Annotated in this window: 18 protein-coding genes and 1 riboswitch; of the genes, 1 reads left to right on the forward strand and 17 read right to left on the reverse strand. The window is 45.3% G+C overall.

Annotated elements, in window-relative coordinates; genetic code table 11:
• Nucleotides 1–45: 45 nt before the first annotated feature.
• Nucleotides 46–546 (forward strand): C40 family peptidase, encoded by a 501-nt coding sequence (locus F0220_RS17710; RefSeq protein WP_091020733.1) that lies wholly within the window; start codon nt 46–48, stop codon nt 544–546.
• A 109-nt stretch (nt 547–655) separates the two neighbouring features.
• On the opposite strand, the gene F0220_RS17715 is transcribed toward F0220_RS17710, so the two are convergent.
• The 17 genes from F0220_RS17715 to F0220_RS17795 form a co-directional block, all read right to left on the reverse strand.
• The gene (locus F0220_RS17715; protein WP_105599110.1) at nt 656–1,360 is read right to left on the reverse strand and encodes a response regulator transcription factor; all 705 of its coding nucleotides are present in this window, start codon (nt 1,358–1,360) and stop codon (nt 656–658) included.
• Between the two features lie 119 nt (nt 1,361–1,479).
• Nucleotides 1,480–2,535 carry a ThiF family adenylyltransferase gene (locus F0220_RS17720; protein WP_105599111.1) on the reverse strand — a complete coding sequence of 352 codons (1,056 nt, stop codon included), beginning with the start codon at nt 2,533–2,535 and terminating at the stop codon, nt 1,480–1,482.
• Nucleotides 2,532–3,299, reverse strand: coding sequence for a thiazole synthase (locus tag F0220_RS17725; RefSeq protein WP_105599172.1), 768 nt, complete (start codon nt 3,297–3,299; stop codon nt 2,532–2,534). The genes F0220_RS17720 and F0220_RS17725 overlap by 4 nt, the downstream gene beginning before the upstream one ends.
• Nucleotides 3,300–3,301: 2 nt before the next feature.
• Entirely contained in the window at nt 3,302–3,505 is a 204-nt protein-coding gene (gene thiS, locus F0220_RS17730) for a sulfur carrier protein ThiS (protein ID WP_091020730.1), read from the reverse strand.
• Nucleotides 3,502–4,674 (reverse strand): glycine oxidase ThiO, encoded by a 1,173-nt coding sequence (gene thiO / locus F0220_RS17735; RefSeq protein WP_181155453.1) that lies wholly within the window; start codon nt 4,672–4,674, stop codon nt 3,502–3,504. The genes thiS and thiO overlap by 4 nt, the downstream gene beginning before the upstream one ends.
• A gap of 17 nt (nt 4,675–4,691) precedes the next feature.
• Entirely contained in the window at nt 4,692–5,354 is a 663-nt protein-coding gene (locus tag F0220_RS17740) for a thiamine phosphate synthase (protein WP_219845529.1), read from the reverse strand.
• A gap of 225 nt (nt 5,355–5,579) precedes the next feature.
• Nucleotides 5,580–5,689: riboswitch (TPP riboswitch) on the reverse strand.
• Nucleotides 5,690–5,764: 75 nt separating this feature from the next.
• Nucleotides 5,765–7,315: an ABC-F family ATP-binding cassette domain-containing protein gene (locus F0220_RS17745; RefSeq protein ID WP_036613631.1), complete on the reverse strand. Its 1,551-nt coding sequence runs from the start codon at nt 7,313–7,315 to the stop codon at nt 5,765–5,767.
• 138 nt (nt 7,316–7,453) lie between these two features.
• Nucleotides 7,454–8,437 carry a hypothetical protein gene (locus F0220_RS17750; protein ID WP_105599114.1) on the reverse strand — a complete coding sequence of 328 codons (984 nt, stop codon included), beginning with the start codon at nt 8,435–8,437 and terminating at the stop codon, nt 7,454–7,456.
• Nucleotides 8,424–8,975 carry a hypothetical protein gene (locus tag F0220_RS17755; protein WP_105599115.1) on the reverse strand — a complete coding sequence of 184 codons (552 nt, stop codon included), beginning with the start codon at nt 8,973–8,975 and terminating at the stop codon, nt 8,424–8,426. The genes F0220_RS17750 and F0220_RS17755 overlap by 14 nt, the downstream gene beginning before the upstream one ends.
• Nucleotides 8,972–9,370: a hypothetical protein gene (locus F0220_RS17760; protein ID WP_105599116.1), complete on the reverse strand. Its 399-nt coding sequence runs from the start codon at nt 9,368–9,370 to the stop codon at nt 8,972–8,974. Before F0220_RS17760 ends, F0220_RS17755 begins: the two co-directional genes overlap by 4 nt.
• A gap of 16 nt (nt 9,371–9,386) precedes the next feature.
• Nucleotides 9,387–9,872, reverse strand: coding sequence for a hypothetical protein (locus tag F0220_RS17765; RefSeq protein ID WP_053780893.1), 486 nt, complete (start codon nt 9,870–9,872; stop codon nt 9,387–9,389).
• Between the two features lie 62 nt (nt 9,873–9,934).
• A complete protein-coding gene (locus F0220_RS17770; RefSeq protein WP_105599117.1) occupies nt 9,935–12,001 on the reverse strand; it encodes a hypothetical protein in 2,067 nt (688 codons plus the stop codon).
• Nucleotides 11,991–13,817, reverse strand: coding sequence for an ATPase, T2SS/T4P/T4SS family (locus F0220_RS17775; protein ID WP_149846715.1), 1,827 nt, complete (start codon nt 13,815–13,817; stop codon nt 11,991–11,993). The genes F0220_RS17770 and F0220_RS17775 overlap by 11 nt, the downstream gene beginning before the upstream one ends.
• Before the next feature lie 7 nt (nt 13,818–13,824).
• Nucleotides 13,825–14,655 (reverse strand): CpaE/TadZ family protein, encoded by an 831-nt coding sequence (locus tag F0220_RS17780; protein ID WP_105599234.1) that lies wholly within the window; start codon nt 14,653–14,655, stop codon nt 13,825–13,827.
• On the reverse strand, nt 14,652–15,365 hold the full coding sequence (locus tag F0220_RS17785) for a hypothetical protein (RefSeq protein WP_149846716.1): 714 nt from the start codon (nt 15,363–15,365) through the stop codon (nt 14,652–14,654). The genes F0220_RS17780 and F0220_RS17785 overlap by 4 nt, the downstream gene beginning before the upstream one ends.
• Nucleotides 15,366–15,440: 75 nt before the next feature.
• A complete protein-coding gene (locus F0220_RS17790; protein WP_105599236.1) occupies nt 15,441–16,460 on the reverse strand; it encodes an SAF domain-containing protein in 1,020 nt (339 codons plus the stop codon).
• 26 nt (nt 16,461–16,486) lie between these two features.
• Nucleotides 16,487–17,965 (reverse strand): serine/threonine protein kinase, encoded by a 1,479-nt coding sequence (locus F0220_RS17795; protein ID WP_105599237.1) that lies wholly within the window; start codon nt 17,963–17,965, stop codon nt 16,487–16,489.
• Nucleotides 17,966–18,168: the final 203 nt, after the last annotated feature.

Raw genomic sequence — 18,168 nt, forward strand, 5'->3', positions numbered from 1 at the left:
GCTCTAGCAACTTAACGAAAACGAATTTTGGAGGTACTAACTAACATGAAAACAAACATCTTTGTCCAAAAGGCCGTAACCGTCGGGTTGTGCGCTACACTAGGTTTTGGAGCTGTATTAATGACTAACGCACCTGTTGCACAGGCAGCAACTGCTTCTGTATCCACAGGTCAACAAATTGTTAACTATGGCAAAAAATTCACTGGAACTCCATATAAATTTGGTGCTTCAACATCAACAACCAAGGTTTTTGACTGCTCTTCTTTTATGAAATATATTTTCAAAAAGTATGGTGTAGATTTGCCGCGCACTTCCGTGAAACAATCCAAAGAAGGTAAAGCTGTGTCTAAAGCTAATCTGCGTGTCGGAGATCTGGTATTCTTCTCCAGTGGTAGCCGTTCTACTGGTTCCAATGTCACTCACGTAGGCGTATATGCCGGGAACGGCAAGATTCTGCATACGTATGGATCTCCAGGCGTAACCATCTCAGATCTAAACTCCGGTACTTGGAAGAGAACGTATGTTAAAGCTCGCCGTGTACTCTAGAACTTATCATAGCTAATCAGTAAGGACCGGAGGTTACTATCCGGTCTTTTATTTTTACCCTCTTTTTGCCACACTCTAAACTGGTGATTCATGGAACTAACTGCGTAATCTAATTTTTATCATGCAGCATATAACCGATCCCACGCACAGTATGAATCAGTTTTACACTCCTTCCTTTATCCACCTTAACCCTCAGATGTTTGATATACACATCCACAACGTTGGTATCCATCGCATACTCATATCCCCATACTTCCCGCAAAATATCACTCCGGGTACATGCTTCATTCACATGCAGGGCCAGATATTCCAGCAATTCGTATTCTTTTGGCGTTAATGTCAGGTATTCCCCCGCACGATTTACCCGCCTCGAACGCAAATTCACTTTAAGATCATGGACTACAATTACTTCTTCACCCTCTGGTGATGCATTCGCAAAAACACGCAATAAGTTTCGTATTCTGGCAAGCATCACGTTCAAGTGAATGGGTTCCTCCATCACGTCATTAGCTCCGTAATCCAGCCACTCCACGATGAATTGAGGAGATGCGTTAGACGTGATAACCAGTAGAGGTATAACTTGACCTTTATCTATCCATCGTTTTAACTCTAATTTCTGAGCCTGGCCACAATGTTCCTTCCCCTCTTCCCGGTCTACCAGGATGATCAGGTTAATATGCAGCAACGAAGGCTCGACGGATTGGTTTAGTTCAGACCACTCCATTCGTTGCACTTCATACCCTTCGCTACATAAAACATCCTGAATAAGGCTGACCCGCTCTCCTGCTCCAATCAGCAAAATGGCTGTTTTCACTCTTTTTCACCCGGCCTGTCTCTATCCCCACTGCTCGTACCAATGGTTGGTACAGATAGCATGCCGTAAAATGAAAAAGTCCATTCCCTCAAGGGAACAGACTTTGCTTCTTTCTTGCTTTAACCAAAGTAACGATGGACGAGCGTACGTGCTTCAGCTGTGTCTTTTGTTCCGTGTACGAGGACACGTCCATCTTGGAAAATGACCATTCTATGGACTCCTGTTGTAAAAGAAACCAGAAACGGATTGGATTCCACTTTTCCTTCTTGAAGCCTGTTCAGACGATCCGCTGTATGTTGAAGATCCAGATTCATACGCCGTGCAGGTCGGATCTGAACGGTGTCCCTGCCACACAACACATCGGTTTTCTCCAGATTGGACGCAGAAAGATATGGATACGTTGCTGAAGTGCCGCAGGAAGGACAGTTTTGCTTTTTCGCACCATCCACATTAATGGATATGTATTCGTTCCTCCACACGTCAAATGACAATAACTTACGTCTCAATGCATTTGCATTGCCGCTAAGTAACTTCATCGCCTCTGCGGTCTGATTCGCCGTTACCATCTGTACTGCTTGAGGTATGATGCCAGACGTATCACAGGTATCTCCACCCAGAGGGACTTCACCCAGCAAACAATTTAAACATGGCGTATCTCCAGGCATAAATGTATAGGTAATACCGTAACTACCTACGCATCCACCATAAATCCAGGGAACACGGTGCTTCTGTGCCATGTCGTTAATGAGTAGTCGGGTATCAAAGTTATCCGTTGCATCCATGATCAAGTCGGTATGCTGAACGAGTTCTTCCAATTCATCTACTCTGACGTCCAAAACTTTCCCTTCCACATGAACCGTGGAATTAATGGCAGATAAACGTTTTTCCGCCGCCATTGCCTTCGGTATCCGCTCAAGCGCGTCCTGTTCTACATATAATTGCTGCCGCTGCAGGTTACTCCACTCCACATAATCACGATCCACAATCGTTAAGTGTCCGACTCCTGAACGAACTAACGTTTCTGCAATTCCTGTTCCGAGTGCGCCAGCCCCTACAATTAAAACTCTGCTGCCCTTTAATCTGGCCTGGCCTTCCTTGCCAAGTGGCGCGTACCGTTCCTGTCTGGAATAACGATCGGCCTGTTCTGAGGATGAAGATGTTAATTGATCTGTCATGTATGAACCATTCCTTCCACCGGACTACTGGCTGCTGCATAACGCTTTACTGGAATCATGCCTGCCTCATATGCCAGTCTACCCGCTTCTACCCCCAATCGCATCGCTTTAGCCATGCTCACTGGATCCCCTGATCCGGATACGGCTGTATTTAACAATACGCCATCTGCACCAAGTTCCATCGCATAAGCAGCATCTTTTGGGGAGCGCAACCCTGCATCCACAATCACAGGCACAACGGCCTGCTCAATGATGATCTCAAGGTTATAGGGATTGATAATGCCTCTGCCAGCTCCGATGGGAGAAGCGCCAGGCATTACAGCATGTACGCCAAGCAATTGTAGCCTTTTGGCCAGAATGACATCATCTGAAATATAAGGCAATACCGTGAAGCCATTTTCAAGCAAAATTTCGCAAGCCTTGTACGTTTCAATTGGATCTGGGAGTAACGTCATTCCATCTCCGATGACTTCAACTTTTATCATATCACAAAGTCCTGAAGCCCGCGCAAGCTCGGCAATCCGCACCGCCTCTTCCGCAGTGGAAGCCCCTGCCGTATTCGGAAGAAGTGTGTATTTGTCCAGATCCAACGTATCCAGGAAATGCTTCTGATTACGTTCCTCCAAATTCAGACGACGAACAGCAAAAGTCAAAACTTCCGTTTCAGATGCTTCCACAGCCTGACTTTGCACTTCCAGATCCGAAAACTTGCCTGTTCCGAGCAACAATCTGGACTCAAACGTATATTTACCAATGTTCAACATCATCAACCGCCTCCTACAAAATGTACAATCTCAATTCGATCGCCTTCTCTTAATGCCGTCGTTTCATGATACTCACGGGTTAAAATATGCTTGTTCAGCTCTACAACTACAGTCTTGACTTGCAGATCAAAAGATTTAAGCAGTTTATCCACACGATTCAATCTGTCTTCAATCTCCATCCGTTGACCATTAACGATGATATTCACTGCACCACTCCCTTTCTGTTCAATCGCTCCGGACTCAGCGCCTCAATTCCGAGTTCTTCTGAGATTTTGCCAGCGAGCAACTCAGCGATAAGCCTGCCTGTTATCGCACTAAGCAAGATACCGTTGCGGTAATGCCCAAAGGCGGCGAACAGCCCGGGTATACTCTTGCAAGCACCTATATAAGGCAATCCATCTGGAGTTGCTGGTCTTACGCCTGCCCACGCTCGTATAAATTGCGCTTCCTTCATCCCAGGCACCCAGTGGGTAGCCGCTGTTAGCAGCTTTTGAACACCCTGTACAGAAACGTTCAAATCCGTTCTGCCTGGCAGACTGGTTGCCCCAAGCCAAACTTCGCCATTGGCTTTGGGAACAATATAGATATCCTCTGCATAAACCGTTCTGTCAGGTCTGTACCCTGCATGTTCATCTGAGAACTGAACGGCAGCTATTTCACCTTTCACCGACCACACAGGCAAGCTCAGATTTACATGTCTCATCAACTCTTCACTCTGTAATCCAGCCGCTATAATGACATGTTTGCATTTCATCTCACCGATCGATGTGGTGATCCCCTGAACGCCGTGTTCGTTTGCTTGCACACGTATATCCTGTATGTCCTCCATAACCCGTGCTCCCAATGCTTGAGCGGATTCGGCGTATGCCTTCGTTAGATGGATTGGAAGAATTTCACTCTCGTAAGGTCTGTAATAGGCTCCATACGTATCTCTGTTGAGCCATGATGCCTCCTGTTGCACAACGGAACGATCCCACCATACCTCATCAGTAGAAGCAGACAACGCAGACTTCCGATTGTCCTTATACCTACTTAATTCACTGTATGAACGAAAAGGAGTTAGGAATCCCTGGCGTTGCAGGCCAGTCTCTACCTCACTGAGTGTAGCCATTAGCACCTGTTGTTCGATAAGTAACTGTCTACTCTGCCTGGCGAGCTTAGCCATCAAAGGATGAGCAAAATCCTCACTATCTGCCGCCAGCATTCCAGCCGCCGCGCAAGAAGTGCCTCCTGCAATCGCCGAACGCTCCAGCAACAGCACATCCTGTCCACGGGAAGCAAGCTCATATGCGATGGCACATCCAACAACGCCTCCGCCTACAATAATCGTTTCTGCATGAATCTTATCCGGTCTATCAGTAATGATCTTTTTCATCCTCTCATCTCCTTGATTCAGCGGCTCAGACCTTCTGTAGCAACGATACCCTGCCTTAATAATGCAGCCGCCCGATCCGGGGAAACGCTCGCCCATACATTCGAGATCACAGCAACTCCCTGTGCGCCTGCAGAGCGAATAGCGTGAATGTTTCCCGGTTTGATTCCCCCAATCCCCATGACAGGAATGGAGACACCAGAGCACACTTCAGCCAGAGCATATAATCCTCTTGGTTCAAGATCAGGCTTACTGTTGGTTGAGTAGACATGCCCGAAGAAAAGGTAATCGGCTCCCCGTTCTTCAGCGATTTTTGCCTCATCGATTGAATGAACAGATACACCCAGACGAATTCGCTGGACATTGCTTATAACAGCAGGGTTGTAGTTACGTATAGCCTCTTGCCCCCAATGTACACCGCCATAGATGTCATTCTGTGGTGGCAGTTCTGAACCATTGATAACGATGCGACAAGATGGAACGCCAACACCACGCAGACTTTCAGCCCAACCGATCTTTTGTTGCCATGAGAGTTGTTTCTCTCGTATATGGATGTAGTCCACCCATGGCCAAACGTCCTTTGCAGCTTTTACAAAAGATGCTTGATTCCCTACACCCGTAGATACAACATGCAGTTCAAATGATCCGTGTACACGTTCATGAGAAATTACCGTACTGTTCATCTCCTTCCAGGCGTGAATGCTATGAAAACACAAAAAAGCCACTCCCGTAGGGGAGTGGCTGCGTGTTAATTATAGGACCAGATGACTGACTGAAGCATACAGTTCATTTCGTGTAATAAAGCTATAGACCTTATAGCCTTAACGTTATACACGCAACTGCATGTTTCAATTCGTTAAGCAGACGGTTGAAATCCTTTCGAATTGCCGTTGCTCACGTCATTCACTGAAACGCGCTCGCCACTTCCCTACGCTGGTATGATCCAGATCAGGTGCAAAGGGTCCGGAATCGCATTCTTCCATCTCAGCCGCATCGTGCGGCCCCCCTAGTGTTCATATGAAGTTGTAGCCTATGTTACCATAGACGGATTTTTTTGTCACCGTCATTTCTGTTAAACATGGTCTTGAATCTTCTAGTTTTTCTCAGACCATTCTTCGACATTCCATGTTTTGGTAACCCAACCCTCGTAGAAATCAGGTTCATGAGATACAAGTAACACCGTTCCCTTGAATTCTTGCAAAGCACGCTGCAACTCCGCTTTGGCTGTGACATCGAGATGGTTTGTCGGCTCATCGAATAAAATCCAGTTGCTTTCACGCATCAAAAGTTTGCATAAACGAACCTTGGCTTGTTCTCCACCACTCAGCATGTTAAGCGGACGGGTAATGTGCTCATTTTTCAACCCACAGCGAGCGAGATGACCCCGGACCTCATTCTGGGTCAAATGTGAAAACTCATTCCAGACGTCCTCGATAGGCGTGATATTTCCAGCACGAACTTCCTGCTCAAAATAGGCCGTTTCGAGATAATCTCCCAAAAAGGTCTTTCCACTGAGTGGAGATATTTTGCCTAGGATAGTTTTCAGCAGTGTCGATTTACCCACACCATTACAACCTACGATGGCAATTTTCTCACCACGTTCAATTGTCATCGTCATTTTGGGCAGCAAAGGATACGTATATCCAATTTCAAAATCAATGCCCTCAAAGACCGTTTTGCTGCTCGCGCGGGCATCCTTGAATTTGAACGTTGGTTTAGCTGCTTCATCCGGACGATCAATACGTTCAATTCTGTCCAGCTGTTTCTCCCGGCTCTTCGCTCGACCTGAAGTTGAAGCACGTGCCTTGTTACGCTGAATGAAATCTTCCTGTTTCTTGATGTACTCTTGCTGCTTCTCGTATGCATCAATATGCTGGGCTTTATTCATATCAGCCATCTCGAGGAACTTGTTATAGTTCGCTGCATATCTCGTTAATTTGGCAAATTCCAAATGATAAATGACATTTACGACTTCATTCATGAATTCCGTGTCATGGGAGATTAAGAGGAACGCGTGCGGGTAGTCCTTCAGGTAACGTGACAACCATTCAATGTGTTCTACATCCAGATAGTTGGTCGGCTCATCCAGCAAAAGCGCTGTAGGTTTCTCGAGCAAAAGCTTGGCAAGAAGCACCTTGGTACGTTGTCCACCACTTAGAGCTGCGACATCTCGATCAAGACCAATTGCGGACAAACCAAGACCATTGGCCATCTCTTCCACTTTTACGTCAATCAGATAAAAGTCGCCCTGTTCCAGTTGTTCCTGAATATCGCCCATCTCTTCCAGCAACTGCTCCAGCTTATCTGGATCTGCATCTGCCATCTGGTCCGTAATATTCATCATTTCTTTTTCCAATTCAAGCAACGGAAGGAATGCATCCTTAAGGACGTCACGAATGGTTTTGCCTGGCGTAAGCTTCGTGTGCTGATCCAGATATCCATAACGGACCTTAGGTGTCCATTCCACTTTTCCACTATCTTTAAGCAATTTACCGGTAAGGATGTTCATTAATGTTGATTTACCCACACCATTGGCACCAACAAGTCCTACGCGCTCTCCGGCAAGTAAACGAAACGATACATTTTTAAATAACGTGCGATCTCCAAAATTGTGACTTACGTTCTCTACTGACAATAAACTCATAAGATGAGGTTGCTCCTATCTATTAGACATTACTTTTGTTATTGTTCCGAAACCCTATTCTAGCACAGGTCCCGTCTTTTCTGAAAGTAATGTAAACAGTTCAGGAACCTCTTACATGATTTTGTCATGCAGGCTACCCTAACGATTAGAGCATTTATATTCGAAATAGCCCTGTGTAGCTGCTTGTCTTGCGTCTGTAAACACCTCTTCAGCACGGTAACCATTACCACATGTGGAGGGATAGTAGTACTTGATACCCGTTAAAGGATCTACCCCACCTACGATGGCGGTTTTCTTCACAAGTCTGCCTCCACCAATTGCGTAATTGTTGATCTTCTGGTCACCCACACCTATACCTTGGACAAAGGCCATAATCCCTGTATCGTTAATGGAGTTGTACCAATCTTCCTGCGCAATCAGGGGCATCGTAAACGTATAGGAAATACCGTTCTTTCTGGCAAACTCATTATGGCGGTTAATCACATCAGCCAGATCACCCTGAACAGTAGTCACAATCCGGCTTTGTCTAACTTGCTCAAATACGCTGGTATTCTGAATTAAAGGAATCTGTGTGGTTGAAGCCAGTTCTTTTTGGAATCCCTCAATCCATTTCCCTGCGCTTGCGTCAAAAGCATGTACGTAGTCGTCCATTGTAAAGTTAATACTGTTACCATCAGAATCTGAATATGTATAAGGTTTCTTGGGACTCCACACTTGCCTGAAAGAATCTTCACGGTGACCCGTCATCTCTGTTTCTGTGGACAACATATAATATCCATCATAATCCAGAATAACCACGGCAGGAATGTAATTAAACATGTTTCGAATAGCTGCGGGATCATCCTGAATCCCCATATTCAAAGCCATCGTCTGCGTAAATGTCAACAAGGCAAGCTCCTTGTCCGCTTTAACAAACTTGGTTGAATCATAACCTGCTTCATCATTTTGTTTCTCATTCTGATGCATGACTGCACCTGCATCCATGACTGCAGTTTGAAGTGCAGATCTGTATCGTTGGCCAAGATATTGAGCCTCTTCGGCATCTTGGGTATGGAGTGAGATGATCCAGAAGAGCGGGAAGAAGATCAGCACAAATACAATGGATAGCTCAGTAATCTTCATTGAGGACCATACCTCCGTATGTTACAAATACTGCTGAAGCCTGAGCCGTGCCACTCAACCATTCACGAATGAGCATGGAAGGTGTACGATTTGTATTCTGGAGCGTCACGGTGAAAAAATCCCCTGTCATCATCGTATATCTTCGGCCGGGATCATCAACCGGTATCACCCCTGAGGATGGGAATAGTCTTTCTCGAATCTGAGCTGCATAATATCCATCCTGCACTACCTCATAGGTCCCGTTAAAACTGTTATTGTCCATCGGGTCCGTATAATGAGGTACATATTTTTTATGTAAATGTTCCATCGACACCTCATACAGATTGCCCGTCTGTGCCAGTTGCTCCTCAAACTCAGTCAACATTCGAGGTGAGATATATCCTTTCGTGCGGACAGCATCAACAAAACGTGTTACATTCTGAACAGCCGTCATACGTGTTATATCATCCTGCCGATCGGCTGTTTCAGCAGCTGGATACACATAGAGCAGAAGGACTGCGAGCAATACGGCAAGCAGCTTGGATGCGGCATTAATCAATTCATACTGGCCTCCTTCAAAAAAACAATCTTGAGCAGTTCTCCAGTTTCATTTCGTATAAACTCCGGTCTGTAGGTAGCATCGAGCTGGACAGGAATAGTCGCTGTTTTGCTGACAAGTGGATCGATCACATACGATGTCCCATCTACCTCCACAGGAATGCTAGTGCCTGTCATCTGTCTCACAGTATGCAACACTTCCGCACCACTATACTGATACGGATTGGTGGTATGCAGTGTTGTTGCCAGCCGACCTTCCATACCTGCTGTTGTCCGTACTCTGTCATTCAATGAAGCTGATAAAATCTTAACATTCTGTTGCCCGTACAGGCAGGCTGTCACAAACAGGACAACCGCCGTACAAAACAACATGAGATGCTGTGTATTCCGGGACATGTTAAACCAACTCCTGTCAGGATTGCTGGAAGATCAGCCCTCTTACCACGTTGGATCGGTCTTTTACGATAATGGCTTTGAATTTACCACTTGGATTGACATATTGATTGTCCTTTTCACTCATGGTCTGGTTAATAATCCCCACTTTATCGTCAGGAGCAATAACCGAGCCGTAGTCCGCATTATTGAGATCCTGTGAAATGTTCAATTGATTGCCGTACCATTGACCCCCTTTATTTTTACCTGTAATGACTTGAATACCGAACTGATCCTTGTCCGCATATTTACGCAACGCATTCGTTACCTGTGATCCACTGATGGTTGTTCCGTCATACACGGTAAATGCAGCCTGAGACAACTCGGTCTGGATATCAGCAAAATTGTTCTGGGCCGTCTTGGTTGCCTCCTGAGCCGAAATAAACAACAGAACTACAATTGTGATCAAAGCGATTGTTAAGAATATCCCTGCCGCCACCTTTAAAGCGCTTGATGCATTGTTCATGATAAATCCTCCCAAGTTATAAGTTATTAAATTATTTCAGACTGTCACACAGATGAATTGTGCTAAAGTTTCTGAATTTGTTCATAATAAATGTTCATCTGCAAGAAGCTCATACCAACCAATGGAATGACAAGGTACAAAAAGATTAGGGCATACATAGGAGTAAATCCGATGGTTCTCCCCCATGATGCTTTGACATCAATCATCTTGCTGTACTCTTGCTTTCGTTGTTCAAAATAGAATGCCATCATGCTCTCAAGATCATCGAAGGCTTCACGTATTGAGATTTTGCCAAGGGCAAGCTGTAATTTATCAACCAGTCGCTGGAACTCGGGCAAGCCCGCCTCTTCCTTTAATTGTTCAAGTGCAAGCTCTGGACCATGTTCAAAATGCAACAAACATTTTTGCAGCGGACGCTTGAAAATGACGGCAAATCGATTAAGCCATTCCAATATCTCCTCGACGGACATTCGGTCCATCTCACGCAAAATGGATATCACTGTCTGGAATTGATAGATTTCATGTCGCATATCCAACCTTCGCATTTTCCGTTGAAATAACATGAGCCATACAGGCATGTAATACCCTGTTACACCCATAAGAATGGCTATAATCATCTCCCACCAGCGTACATATTGTTTGTTATACACCTCAAGTTTCTGCATAATGCGCGTGATGGTCTCATTCTGGGCATCATGGTCTAACTGAACTGGAGATAACTGCTGTAATGCTTTGGAGACTTCTTCGTATGTAGCTCCTCGGTTCATTTCTACACTTGCCAACACGGATTGATCTAACGCTGTTTTTTCCTCAGCTTTCCTGAGATCCGCTTCAGCCATTGCACCAAACATTCGATCATCTCGGATCGGATCATACAAGATGTGGTTCCGTTCAACCTGGTGCAACAGCAAGATGCAACCCATTGTAAGGACCAAACAACCTGCGAATAACATCACTCGTCGAATGGCAAACCATTCGTATTTCAACTCTGAGCTGCTCTCCCTCATGAGCCGTATCGTTTGACTGTACTGTGCACTGCCAGGTTTCGCTGCAAACAACATCGCCAATTTCCGTATGAAGGTCTGCCTGTACAGAAACTGATCCAACCATGAATGCTTATGCCCTGACCGGTAAGGTGTCTCATCGTATTGCTGGAGCCTTTGCAGAAGCAAATAAGCAAGGATGATGATGACATAGATTGATATTTTGGTAATAAAACCAATTTTGCTGCGATAAAATTCATCCATCGTTGGAAAACTGACTCTGGCCCAGCGTTCGATCGGAGCGGTGAATAATACCGGAGCGAGCGCGATGATATTAAGTCCTTTGAGCAGGTAATCCAATTTATCACGCCGCAAAATCTCCAGATGAATCTCCTGAGTCAGGTTACCCAGTCCTTTAAGATAAATAGAGCCTTGTGCTCTGTCCTTATCCCCAAACTCCATGACCATATAGGAAACGCCGGCGAATCCTTTGAGAAAACGGTTGGGAGCCACTTCATAATAACGCTCAAGTGCTTCATTCGGATCTGGAGAAGTTAGAGCTTCGTAGATCAGTCTTACTTGTTCTGCTGCTTCTCCCGTACCTGCTTCAGCGGCTTCATAGAGCGCTTCCTCAACCATGCCATGCTGGTGATACCGATGCCTTACATCTGCAAAGAGATCCAACATCTGCACCAGCAACCTTTTTTCCATACGACTGAGGCACATATCCAATACCAGGCTGTTTAGTACCACAGCACAGAGTACGGAAAGTATTACAAAAGCGATACCCGGCTGCAGAAGAAACAGAATGACACTTATGCCTCCATAACCTCCAAGAATAATCAGAACCACTGTCATCGTCAGCCTGCGAAGTGAAGGCTCATCCCCAACATGGCGGAATGAAATACGTTTCTGCACCTGTAGAATATAAGCTGATAGCAGTGGCACTTTCATTCCAAGACGGTAGGACTGCAACAAGATTGATCCCAGTCCCTTAAATCCCTTCCCGCTAGGAGCAAAAATCACGCCGGATTGACTTGTTGAACCACCTCCTCTATGACGTAACATACTTAAAACCAGAAGTGTGATCAGCAAACCTCCTGCACAAATACTTAATACGAGGAGCAAAATCCATTTAATTGTCATGCTGATCACCCCAGTGTTGCTTCATAAACTGTTCAAACTTCTCGGCATCCTGTAATGTCATCTGTTCTCGCATATCCACCATGCTTCCAGAGGAGATTGGAGCTGTTGCAACATACTCTCCATCTCTGTACTCCACAACATTATGAAATGTAAAACCTGCCCTCTCTTCCACGCTATCACCTTGATTCGCACGAGGAAGACACTCCGTAATTCGTTCGATATATCTTCGTCCCTCAGCATCTTTCTTCATATGAACATCAAAGTTAATTACACTCACAACCTGCTCCTCAGCAATATGCTCATGCTGGAACATACCTGTCTTGAGCAAGGAATTACGGAGGGAGAAGACCAGATCACGAAACGTTTTGGCATGGTGGGTAAACAGGGTGAACAGACTGGCAACCTGAGACATTTGAATCATCCATGCGGCCACCTCATCACTCGCAACTTCACCGAGAATATTGACGGTACCATCCGTTTTTTTCTGCAAATCAAGCCCTTGTTGACCTGAAATGTGTTCAGTCTCTCGGAAACTCAAAATATTACGTCGGCTATAGATCCGTCTTAATTGAAGTTCAAACGCCATCTCCTGCACCCGAAGGGTGTACGATGCATAGATGTGTTTGACCATAGCCATAAGCAGCGTCGTTTTGCCAGAACCCTGTGCTCCGGTTACAGCTGTGATCCGACTTCCTTTCATCAAATATTGAAGCAATATAATTGGCAGATCTGCGTTGTTACCCGTAATCAACTGTTCAAGTGAAGCATTCGGGATATCGAACTTCCTAACGAAGAACGCCCACGATTCTGCGAAAGGAGGTCTAACAACTACGACACGGGAGCCGTCTTTCATCTCGTTCACCTTGTAGCCACTTGCTTCCGACAACTGTCCGGGATAATTGTATTTGTATATATTCTGGCATACCCTTTTCAGTTCACGAATACTGCCGAAGGACAGAAAGGATAGATGAATGGACTTACCTTTATAGAAAATCCAGACACTTTCCATGCCGCTAAGCGGTTCTACATGTGTAGCATCCTCCAGTCCCTGATCCAGCAAATCATTCCATGATGCCGGTTTTCGAAGTCCCATATTATGAACAGCATCAAGCATACCGCTAACACCACCACTAACGCCGTCAATACGTTGGTCCCTTATCTCATCAACAACCGAGAATCCTTTATAATGCTGATAGATACGTTGCACGATGATATCCGTCTTTTCTCTGAATCCAAGCTCTCGATATTCGCACTCGAAAACATAGTGAATGTCTTCCTCGGAAATATAATAACTCCCTCCGTCCTCCGTACCTTCCTCCATTCTCAGCCTTCCCAGATCGTAGGTATCAATCATTCGGGAGAGTGCATCCACACCGAATTGCTGTCGGTACAGATAAAACACAATTTCGAATCGGTCCTGAATCGTCAACAAATCTGGTTCTGCAAACAAAATAACTTCATCTACATTGGATTTGTTCAGCCCTATGCTTCGGGTCAGGAGATCCCCTATCAGATTTTTGACATACGTTTTGTCGCTGATACTGCCTGAGACACAGCCCTTCAGTGCTTTTCTCATCTCGGCACGTTGATTAATTCTTCGACGATATTCTTCTTCATGCAGACCCGCATCCGCGAGCTGACTATGACTAAGCTCATGAAGTGAGTTCTTCACCTTCTCAATCAACATGTCAATCGTGAAAGATTCCTGTTCAGGAACACGAGCATTCTTTTCACGAAGAAACGTTCTATACTTGAACCAGATATAAGTCAGGCACAGAATCAAAATCAAACTTATCCATATGGTATTCCAGAGCATCGGAGGTTCAGGCTCCCCTTTCCAGCCTCTTCAGAACTGTGCGCATACCTGCACCGTCCATAATCAGGCGAGCGAGTTCGCTCATGCTTGCAGCAAAACTCCCTTTACGAATATCCTTATCCTCAGTCAAACTTTCCAACTGCAAATATCTAGCAACATCTCGCCGATTCATTGCATCCAGGTATCCGGTTGTGTACGGTATCGCAGATATCGTGCCTTTGTATCTGAACTGGCGCCGAATATTGGAAAGCGTTGCACGGGAATGCAAATCGTATTTGTTAATTACAACATGTATATTCTTATTGTTCATTCGTTCTGGCAGGATCTCTTCAAAGAACAACTCCAGATTTCGCATATTTTGATCGAGATTAATGACAACATAGTCCGCTTGTTGCAGCTTGAGCTGTGAGTCAACACCAGCATGATCCGCATCCAGAAGAACCAGATCATAATACTCGTTAGCTACATTTAGCAGCTTTTTCACAGTCTCACCATGTTCCTGCGGGGAACGTTCCATCTCATCAGTTCTTCCGGTTAGGAAATCAAGTCTTTCCTTCAGAAGTGGCTTGGTATAATCCCTGAGATTGTGCTTATTCAGACTTCCGCTCGAATGCAGCCGTTCAATCGCATCCCAGCCACCCTCTTCGAAGGAGAACATAAAATCCTCTGAATCCGTATCTTTGGACGGTAGAGCAGCTTCTGTGCCAGTTCCGGCGAGGCCTGCATTAACAAGTAACACTCTTGTCCTGTAGTGAAGCGCCATCGCATAAGCACTAATTAATGTGCTCGAAGTGCAACCTGTTCCTGCAAAAGGGCTCCAAAAGGTAATGGTGCTCATGCTCTCATCCTCTCTGCTTCTTTCATCGCACGGCGACTGCGAACACTTTCCCAACCTGTTAACTGCTCGACCACGCGACACAACGAATTTTTGTAATTTCGTGACAAAGGTCCAAGATGAACTCGGCGATGATGCTCATTCTCAAGCTTAACCGCAGCTGTTAACTCATCCCACGGAAGCACTAAGGATTCTCCTGTCCATACAAACGGACTGCCCTCCAGATACGCCCACAGATAACGAGCTTCAAGCTTGCAGTCAACCCCGTTAATTAAGATCCGCTGAAATGACAGCTCACCAGGTAATGATTGTTCTTCAAGCAACCGCTTCAACCAGCCCTTGCCACGTTCCAGATTGTAACGCTCATAATCACTCACCCAGACTCTTACATCAGCATTCAGCCAGAGATTACGGGAAGCAAAGTGTGAGGTCTCCATGTCATATAACACATAGTCATAACTGTCTAATCGCTCTCCATTTACTTCAAGATGATTCTCTACAGCTGCTGAAGTGACAAAATGACAAGCGATATCAAATCCTTCAAATTCCGTAATTCGCAAAGACTGCTTACTGTCACCTACACCGTACCCATACTTCTGTTGTAAGGTTCCATCTACGAGCAAGACCTTGTTGCCTGTCGAAGCCAATATCTTGCATAGATATAACATCAGATCATTTTTCTCACATAAACCCGCAAAGATCCATGTATGCATAGATGTTACAACTCCTTTCTTATTCCAAAACTCCTTGTTATCTGAATTATTCTAAAGTAAACCTCGGATTTCGCTCTATTCTCCACCCGTTAGCAAGCGCTGCTGTTCTGTTTGTAAAGCTTCAGCAGGATCATTTATGCTTCCAGAATTAGCTCCTGCTCCGTTTCCTGAACCATCATTCCACATCACTCCATCCGACGTTGCCGGATTATTTGATGATGGACGACTGTTATATGTAACTGAGGATTGTGCCACATCCTGTTCAACCCCTTTTGATGGTGCTGTCATGGAGGCGGCCAGTGAACTTTCAAGCGAACTTCGCACCTGTCTGGATAACTCCTGCTCGGCTCGTCGAACAATATTCGGATCACTCTCCAGCAGTTTTAATACTTCTGAATTGGCAGGATACGTCGCGATTGCAGGTGTCTGAAACTGTGGTTCTACATAGGTTAAGGCATAGATTGAAGCTTTATGTAAATAGGCATCTACAATTGCACTTGAGAGTGACAGAATCTCTTCCTCCGTCATCGTAATCCATAAGGTAGCTGCATTAAGTCGTTCCACTTTTTTCTTCGATAAGAGAACATAGTCCTGTCCGGTAGGGAATTGGATACGAACATCAATAATATCTCCCTTAACAAGGGAGGACGGCAGTAATACAACTTGCAGCTCTCGATTTCTTAAATCGGGCGGAGCCGGTGTATCCTCATACACCATCTCAGTGGTAATGGCTGTTCCTTTTTTTAACTCTATTTTGGCCACTTGGCCTTCCATCTGCTTAGTACTGGACCAGAGATTTCGCGGTGCTTGTGCATCCGGAACAGCAATGAGCTTCAGATCCTCCGGTAATATCGGTTCACCTGCTTCAATATCCCGAATCGTAATCCATCCTTGTGCTCCCGAATCCCATTGTTGCTTTAATTCAGCTTCCTTTTCCTCATATGCCGATAAATAACGGGCTTCTACGGCTGACTTGACATCACTCATCGTTTTGACATTGTAGATAACATATCCTCCGAACACCAACCCTACAGCTCCTGCTCCGATAAGTCCGGCATAGATCAGTTGACGGCTTTGTTTTCTTAATTTAGACAAAAGAGGCTCTCCTTTCGTAATCTCTTCTAATCATGTACTTTCCTTCGTGAAAAGAACGAACGTTTCTTGGGCTGCTGTGCCATCATGTGCGTTAAAATATGAGAAAACACTTTATCCATCTGTGCGTCCTTGTCAAAAGGGTCAATATGTAACGGCAGCCCATATACACTCGATGTATCCAGAGCTTTCCGAATGCGCTGAACTGCTTCACTTGCTGCCAGAGGCAGACAATATATCCATTTCTCTCGTGGATACCGATGATGTGTTCGAACAAAAGCACCAATCTCCGCCTGTCTCCATTCGGCACCTGAGCCTATAACAATAGGCAGATCTGCACGCAGGAATTCTTCAAGCCGGTTCTGGTCCTGACCACTACCAAGATCCATCACGATGAATTGATAACTCCCCCCAAGCAAAGACAAAATATCCGCTCGCCCGGATTGTTTCCAATAATGCACACCATCCACTGCAAACTGTCTGCCTGCTGGCACCGGTTTACCCGCTTGAGCGATTTGTTGAATCCTTGCAAAGGATTGAGAGCGAGGTGACATTTCTATCACAGCTACTTTGAAGTTTTGCCTTTCGAGATAATGACTGATAGCTATAGCCGTGTGGGTAACCCCTACACCAGATGAAGCACCAGTCAGGGCAATAACTCTTGTTCCCCCATTCAATGTCATCGTTGCATCTCCACCGGGCATTGTTCCGCCGGGTATTCGGAGCAGTTCCTTCCTTACCTCATCGGCAGATTGGAATCGCTCCTCGGCATTATACCTTAACAGTCTTCTCGCCACAGGGATGTATGTCCTCGGAACATCACTCCGGATAGAGCTTTCTACACCCTGAATCCATTCCGTATACGCCCCACTTGTCATAAGATACAGCAGCAATGCTCCGAGTCCATATAGATCTGAACGCGCATCGGTCTGACCCGAGCCATATTGTTCTGGAGCGGCAAAACCAACGGTTCCCAACTTAACGGTATCTTCAGCATTGTGCGGTTTGTAACTTCTGGCGATGCCAAAATCAATTAATCTTACTTCATGTTCCGGGGTGATCATGATATTTGATGGTTTCAGATCCCTATAGATCACAGGTGGATTCAGATTATGCAAATAACTCAACACATCCAGCAATTGAAGTACAAGCTCAGTCAATTGCTCCATCGGGATCTTCCCACGACACTGCTTGAAATACTCACTGAGCGTTAACCCGTCGATGTATTCCATCACCAAGTATGTGTACCCGTCTTCATCCGGGACAAAAAAATCAACAATTTGCGGCAATCTTGGATGGCAAAGTGATGTCAGAAGAGCGGCTTCCGTCTCCATACTGCCTTCATATGGCATAATCGTTACGCTTTCTTTAATTGCCCATATCTTGCCCGGCAACTTCAGATCCTCCGCCTCGTATACATGGCTCATTCCGCCTGTTCCCAGAATGGATACGATACGATATCTACCTCCCAGCAGGCTTCCGCGTTCCAGCCTGGCCGGATGTCTCATACCAATTCCTCCTTCAATACACAACAAAAAAGGGAAAGCTTCACCGAAGAAGAACAGACCGGATATCCGGTTTCGTTCACTTCGGGATGCTTTCCCTCAGGTTTGTTATGGTTAATATTGGTATCATTATAGTACAGGCAGGAATAGATTGTAAAGCACAAAATTTAATGTGCTTTATCGAATCAATTTCATAATACCCTAAC

Source organism: Paenibacillus sp. 37 (assembly GCF_008386395.1).
Taxonomy (GTDB): domain Bacteria; phylum Bacillota; class Bacilli; order Paenibacillales; family Paenibacillaceae; genus Paenibacillus; species Paenibacillus amylolyticus_B.

Bases quoted from the DNA above. Each gene is read 5' to 3' on its own strand.
- F0220_RS17710 (WP_091020733.1), top strand. From the start codon at position 46: ATGAAAACAAACATCTTTGTCCAAAAGGCCGTAACCGTCGGGTTGTGC.
- F0220_RS17720 (WP_105599111.1), bottom strand. From the start codon at position 2,535: ATGACAGATCAATTAACATCTTCATCCTCAGAACAGGCCGATCGTTAT.
- F0220_RS17725 (WP_105599172.1), bottom strand. From the start codon at position 3,299: ATGTTGAACATTGGTAAATATACGTTTGAGTCCAGATTGTTGCTCGGA.
- thiO (WP_181155453.1), bottom strand. From the start codon at position 4,674: ATGAAAAAGATCATTACTGATAGACCGGATAAGATTCATGCAGAAACG.
- F0220_RS17740 (WP_219845529.1), bottom strand. From the start codon at position 5,354: ATGAACAGTACGGTAATTTCTCATGAACGTGTACACGGATCATTTGAA.
- F0220_RS17745 (WP_036613631.1), bottom strand. From the start codon at position 7,315: ATGAGTTTATTGTCAGTAGAGAACGTAAGTCACAATTTTGGAGATCGC.
- F0220_RS17750 (WP_105599114.1), bottom strand. From the start codon at position 8,437: ATGAAGATTACTGAGCTATCCATTGTATTTGTGCTGATCTTCTTCCCG.
- F0220_RS17760 (WP_105599116.1), bottom strand. From the start codon at position 9,370: ATGTCCCGGAATACACAGCATCTCATGTTGTTTTGTACGGCGGTTGTC.
- F0220_RS17765 (WP_053780893.1), bottom strand. From the start codon at position 9,872: ATGAACAATGCATCAAGCGCTTTAAAGGTGGCGGCAGGGATATTCTTA.
- F0220_RS17770 (WP_105599117.1), bottom strand. From the start codon at position 12,001: ATGACAATTAAATGGATTTTGCTCCTCGTATTAAGTATTTGTGCAGGA.
- F0220_RS17775 (WP_149846715.1), bottom strand. From the start codon at position 13,817: ATGCTCTGGAATACCATATGGATAAGTTTGATTTTGATTCTGTGCCTG.
- F0220_RS17780 (WP_105599234.1), bottom strand. From the start codon at position 14,655: ATGAGCACCATTACCTTTTGGAGCCCTTTTGCAGGAACAGGTTGCACT.
- F0220_RS17785 (WP_149846716.1), bottom strand. From the start codon at position 15,365: ATGCATACATGGATCTTTGCGGGTTTATGTGAGAAAAATGATCTGATG.
- F0220_RS17795 (WP_105599237.1), bottom strand. From the start codon at position 17,965: ATGAGACATCCGGCCAGGCTGGAACGCGGAAGCCTGCTGGGAGGTAGA.